Raw genomic sequence first — 4,968 nt, forward strand, 5'->3', positions numbered from 1 at the left:
CGCTGTCAGTTGTTCAAGCCTGGCCCGCGTAGCATCTATCTGAGAGTTGTATTGTTGCAGCTCATCACTCAGCTGCAGATAATCCTGCTCAAGCTTTGCGGTTTGAGTGGCAGCCTGAGCCTGTTCTTGCTGTAGTTTTTTGGCAGATCCGGCTGCGTCGCGTTGTTCCTGCTGCAGCTTTGCAAGTGCCGCGGCAGCTTCTGAATATGAACGAGTGCCCTTGCTTACCGCAGCGGTTAAATCCTCAATGGTATCAACGGCCTGTTTCTGGTCTTGTAATTCTTCCAGCCGTTGGTTGAGTTTTTCGCTTTGTGCAGCCAACTCGGCCAACGTCTTTTCAGACTTTTTGGCTTCGCTGCTAAAGAGATCCCGCCCCTGAATGATCAGGTTGATAATGTGGTCTTTAAATGCCATTGTAGCCTCGATGACGCCGTAGCCGTGAGCAACGCTTCACGCCTTATTTGCGGCAATAGCTATCCTTAAACCATCCCGAAAGCGGCTTGAGAACAGGTTGATGGAACACTCATTGGATAAAACAGAGATTTACAACGGCCTACTACAGCAGGCGTTTGTACAGCACGACATCAAGCAATTTGAAGATGTTTATGCGTTTAACGAAGATAGCTTTGTGGTTGAACACTTTAATGCATCTAGGCAACTCACCGTGTGGTTAGGGTTTACCTATCGGTTTGCGATTCGTGATGTCACTGACCAATGGCGCGAAGCAATAGCCACCGAGTGTGACGAGTTAATGTGTGGTGTATTACCGGGTCCACACCAGTTGGTTAATTGACGGCGGCAAGTTTTGGAGCTCATTTTGATTACCACCACCAAATGGCATAAATCAAAGGTGTTGATGACAGAAGCAACCAAGCTAATGCAGCCATAATCACCGCTGCACCAGCACACTTTCGAATCCACTTACCTGTTACGTTACTAAGACCATCTTTAGCACTTGGATTTGCTATTATCTACGTATGCTTTACTCCTAAATAGTGCTTAGGGGCGGATGTAAAAACCGACTATTTGCCGTATTCGGGGTTTTGCTTTTCATAAATAGATATTCAGCCCTACTGTAATAAGGCACTGCAAATCCTCGATAGATTGCCGATGCCATGCACAAGAACCGCCCAAAAGGCGGTTCTTGTGCATGGCAGACACCCCACATTGGTGACAGAATAAATTCCTACAATAACCTTGCTAATCAATTGGTTACCGCTGGAACCCTTCAGGGTTTCCTCAACAAAAAACCGCCAATCTAAGGCGGTTTTTTTAACTATATCTGTCTGTTAGGCTGTTTGCTTTGCCATTTCAATAACATAGTTCTGTTCTTTGATTGCTTCATCAATCGCTTTCTTGTAGACACGTTTTTTATGCCTAGAATCAGCCTCTCTAACAAATCTAGATAGAGGTGTAGATGAAGCCTTTTTACGTGTGGTGAGCATTCTAATCATACAAACTCTCTCATGCTATACCGACGATTTCCATAACTTCTTCTCTTGTGTACTCTTTGGGCAAGTAAGGTTTAATACTTGCAACATTACTATAGTACACCTTTGTTTTACCATCATTGTCCTTGATAAGTAAATCCACAGCAACATCTTTTTTGAACTTAGCCTTAAGTTGCTCAACAACTTGCTGCGAGCCGAAAAATTGTTCTACAAAATGCTCAGGAAGGATCTTGCGACCTTCAAGCTTTTCTCTTGATTGAACGAAGCTCCAAGCCAGTTCGGGACGTTGAAGGACGAATATTATCAATACTTGTCGCCCTTTACGCAAGGACCTTTCGACGTTTTTTTCAGCAACGCCATAATGAGCTAACGTACCATCAAGTAGAAAACTCTGATTGTTTTTAAAGCAATAATCTAAAGCCCTTTCGACAATGAATGACACAGCCCTTTGAAACAAATGAGAATTTCTCCCATTGTACTCTTCAAATAATTCTCTCAATTCATCAGGATCTAACCGAAGAACTCCCTCTTCACCATCACCAGAAATACCCTTGATGAACTGCTTGGATGACTCGGTTTTCCCCGCCCCCGGTGAACCACACATGAACACAGATACAGGTTCTTGTTCTGGAACATACTTGGTCTTATCAGTTAAATTACGGCAAATTTGTGTTCTATTGCTCTTAGAATAAGCAATCGCACGCCGCTCAACTTCAGCCTCTTCGGCAGTTAATGTCATATCCTAAACCCAGTGAAAACAAAGCCAAAACCATTGCTAAAATACATCAAAATCTGAGCAATTGGCTACTGGAGATGTCTCCCCTAACACTAACTGAAATCATACGTTTCAGGGGAAAGATACTAAACAATATTAGCCTGTTAGAACGCAAGACCTGTACAGTCTTGGTTTGCTGCTGAACCGCGCCGAGCACATGCGCTTATACATTGAGCGCATATTGCCGTTACTGAAAATTGTCGAGCACCGACTGTTTGGCGCAATGTGTGAGCAAGCTGCAACAGCCAAGCTGGATATTGCCCTCTGAATTCCTTTGTTAGAGCGGGAACTGCACCGCAACCAAGACGATTTTTTAGTGCAACTCTCTCAGTTGATGAAACGTTTACAGGCTTAACATGAAGGCGGCACCCATTGGGTGCCGCTCTGTTTTACGCAGCCAGGCGCTTGAAGAATTTCGACTTGCCGGCGGCAACTATCGCATCGTTGGCGAGCACTTCGCCTTCGATATCGAATGAACCATAGTCATCGGTAATCAATGACAGGCTGGACGTTGGCGAAGGCTTCCACAGATAGAACCTCAGCACACAAGGTTTGCCGTTTGCATCGTTCATACCGTCGATCACCACGGGGACGGTAACACCGGCCTCGGTCAATGCTTCGAGGGCATTGCCTGCAGCAGAGGTATATGACACCTTCAACTGGGCCCCATCGACAATTTCCCCTGTGCCAATGGCGCGGATACCGGCAGCGCTAACGTAGTAATCAACGTCCACATCGTATGCAGTGGTGCCGTCACTATTGGTGACGGTTACCGGCTTGGATATGTCTATCAACTTCTCGGTTGGGGCCAGTCCATCCAGTTTTGCAACAACAATCTCATTATCAACAGGATCAGCTGTCAGCACTGAAACTTTGCCGCGCAGCGCAAGAGCCAAGTTTTCATTGCTGAATGCGTTGAGTGTCATCTTGAGTTTTACAGATGACACTTTTGTAACTGAGTCATAGTTACCGCCACCACCACGATAGTTTGGCAGAGACTTTTCTTCCTGTTCGATTGAAACTTCAACGCCGGATGCGTTGCCAACATCCCGGCCGGCAACGTACACGATGCCGGCGCCGATGTACGACTCTTTGACTATTTCACTCATAATCTATCCTCGAAGGTTGGGCTGTTTGAAATGGAGATTGTGATCACTGCCAAGCCGTGGTGTTCATGAGCTTCCGGCATGATGAATTTGCATTCTTCTGACTCTGCAAGACCAAAGGCTCCTTCAAGCCAGTTAGGCCGAGCGGGGTCCCGTTGGTTGGAAAACAGGCACGAGCGGATCTCTCTGGTTAGGTTGATCAGCTCGCTGGTAGGTTGGGTAAAACCAGGTATTTTGATACCGGCGACAATTTGCAAAGTGAGGTCTTCTTTATATCCAGGTTGCATTCCCGGAACAGATGCTTTGCTTATATAAGGTTGCAGGAATATGAATTTAGATTCACGCACCAATGACTGGGCATAAAAGCCTTCGCGCACAGTGGCGCCCGGCACCAACTGCAGCCGTTCAATAATGTCGTTGATCATGGAATGTCCTAACGCTTGGCGTGATGCCGATACCGCTCACGCAAATGGCGGATAATGGGGGGCTCTATTTCATCCCTGATAACACCGAATGAACCGGCAACGCTGGGCCCGTATAGGGTTTTACGGCCCTTAAGGCTGCGCCAGCGGTTATCACCTTTTTGGCGCGACACCATCAGCTCATTGCCATTGCGGCCAATAAAGGTAAACGCACCTCTGAACCATGTTGGTTTGTTGCGAATAGTGGCTATCGTTATGCCATCGGGAACTGCGCTGCCGCCGCCTTTGCTGGTTCGGGTATTACGGCGGACAATGAATCGGTTTAAAGTGCTGGGGCGATAGCGCGCTGACACTCGCCCCTGCAGAGTTCGTTCGTTAAATGAAACTGATAAGTGGCGGGCAACGTAACTACGATCACGAAAGCCGTAACGCTTAAATACTTCGGTAACAGCCAACTCTTCGCCAAAGCGGCTGGCCTCTTTCACAGCTGCAGCGATAGCCGGTGCCTGGGCATTTCGTATTCGCTGCAACTCTCTGGCGACAGCGTTGAACCCCTCAGCTCGAATGCTGGCCATTACAGTTCCAAATAAACATAAGTGACAGACACTGCGTCTATTGCCGAAAGCAGCGTCAGTTGCAGCTTGGTGCCATCGGCAACAAAATCCCCAAGTGCATCAATGTCTCCAAGCTCAACAGTGTCGCCGGAAAAAACCTTGCCATCTTGCACCAGAAACTCGGCCTGCATAATTTTTTCAGGCATGTATTCATTGCCTGCTGATGCGGCTATCTCGCCTTTTGAGCCGGCAAGATTCACCAGCCTTACAACGGGCTCAGCGCCGTCGAAAGGAACAATCCTGCACCATTGCCCCATGCGTTCAAACAGACGGCGAAACTTCGCCGCCTGTCTGTCTGCTCTACTCATGGAAAAGAGCTGATCAATGTCAGACATTGATCTTCACTTCGACATAGAGCGCGCCGTTACCGGCAGCAGCCCAGGCTTTACCTGCCGGGGTGTTATCGGTGGCTGTGGTAGTGATCACCTTGGCAGCTGCATCCCAATACACTTGATCACCTTGGCCGATATCGTCAGCCTGGGCTTTGGCGAGTTCAAACACGCCTTCTGGGATAAAAGTGCCAGGTGTATTTGCCGGAACATTTGCCAAGGCAACAGCAAGCATTGCGCCAATCAGCACAGGAGTACCACTCACAACATC

Annotated in this window: 8 protein-coding genes and 1 pseudogene; 1 reads left to right on the plus strand and 8 read right to left on the minus strand. The window is 47.7% G+C overall.

All coding sequences use genetic code 11. The features are described from left to right. Nucleotides 1-414, minus strand: a pseudogene (locus HCX89_RS22475) (phage tail protein); the annotation flags it as partial. A 112-nt stretch (nucleotides 415-526) separates the two neighbouring features. Between HCX89_RS22475 and HCX89_RS22480 the strand changes: the two are divergent. After that, entirely contained in the window at nucleotides 527-793 is a 267-nt protein-coding gene (locus tag HCX89_RS22480; RefSeq protein WP_167717510.1) for a hypothetical protein, read from the plus strand. 496 nt (nucleotides 794-1,289) lie between these two features. Here the strand turns inward: HCX89_RS22480 and HCX89_RS22485 are convergent, their stop codons facing one another. The 7 genes from HCX89_RS22485 to HCX89_RS22515 form a co-directional block, all read right to left on the minus strand. Beyond that, entirely contained in the window at nucleotides 1,290-1,454 is a 165-nt protein-coding gene (locus HCX89_RS22485) for a hypothetical protein (RefSeq protein ID WP_156030547.1), read from the minus strand. Nucleotides 1,455-1,464: 10 nt separating this feature from the next. Then, nucleotides 1,465-2,190, minus strand: coding sequence for a zeta toxin family protein (locus HCX89_RS22490; RefSeq protein WP_025009594.1), 726 nt, complete (start codon nucleotides 2,188-2,190; stop codon nucleotides 1,465-1,467). Between the two features lie 425 nt (nucleotides 2,191-2,615). Then, nucleotides 2,616-3,335 carry a hypothetical protein gene (locus tag HCX89_RS22495; RefSeq protein WP_167717511.1) on the minus strand — a complete coding sequence of 240 codons (720 nt, stop codon included), beginning with the start codon at nucleotides 3,333-3,335 and terminating at the stop codon, nucleotides 2,616-2,618. Further along, nucleotides 3,332-3,757, minus strand: coding sequence for a hypothetical protein (locus HCX89_RS22500; protein WP_167717512.1), 426 nt, complete (start codon nucleotides 3,755-3,757; stop codon nucleotides 3,332-3,334). The genes HCX89_RS22495 and HCX89_RS22500 overlap by 4 nt, the downstream gene beginning before the upstream one ends. 8 nt (nucleotides 3,758-3,765) lie before the next feature. Beyond that, entirely contained in the window at nucleotides 3,766-4,329 is a 564-nt protein-coding gene (locus HCX89_RS22505) for a hypothetical protein (protein ID WP_167717513.1), read from the minus strand. Beyond that, nucleotides 4,329-4,703: a hypothetical protein gene (locus HCX89_RS22510; RefSeq protein WP_167717514.1), complete on the minus strand. Its 375-nt coding sequence runs from the start codon at nucleotides 4,701-4,703 to the stop codon at nucleotides 4,329-4,331. Before HCX89_RS22510 ends, HCX89_RS22505 begins: the two co-directional genes overlap by 1 nt. Continuing rightward, nucleotides 4,696-4,968, minus strand: a 273-nt coding sequence (locus HCX89_RS22515) for a DUF2190 family protein (RefSeq protein WP_167717515.1), incomplete at its 5' end; no start/stop codon positions are given. The genes HCX89_RS22510 and HCX89_RS22515, both read right to left, overlap by 8 nt.

Origin of the sequence: Shewanella sp. Iso12, from assembly GCF_012030025.1 — a bacterium.
Lineage (GTDB): Bacteria > Pseudomonadota > Gammaproteobacteria > Enterobacterales > Shewanellaceae > Shewanella > Shewanella algae.

Excerpts from the sequence above, each read along its gene's own strand:
- HCX89_RS22485 (WP_156030547.1), bottom strand. The coding sequence starts at position 1,454 with ATGATTAGAATGCTCACCACACGTAAAAAGGCTTCATCTACACCTCTA.
- HCX89_RS22510 (WP_167717514.1), bottom strand. The coding sequence starts at position 4,703 with ATGTCTGACATTGATCAGCTCTTTTCCATGAGTAGAGCAGACAGACAG.
- HCX89_RS22500 (WP_167717512.1), bottom strand. The coding sequence starts at position 3,757 with ATGATCAACGACATTATTGAACGGCTGCAGTTGGTGCCGGGCGCCACT.
- HCX89_RS22505 (WP_167717513.1), bottom strand. The coding sequence starts at position 4,329 with ATGGCCAGCATTCGAGCTGAGGGGTTCAACGCTGTCGCCAGAGAGTTG.
- HCX89_RS22495 (WP_167717511.1), bottom strand. The coding sequence starts at position 3,335 with ATGAGTGAAATAGTCAAAGAGTCGTACATCGGCGCCGGCATCGTGTAC.
- HCX89_RS22490 (WP_025009594.1), bottom strand. The coding sequence starts at position 2,190 with ATGACATTAACTGCCGAAGAGGCTGAAGTTGAGCGGCGTGCGATTGCT.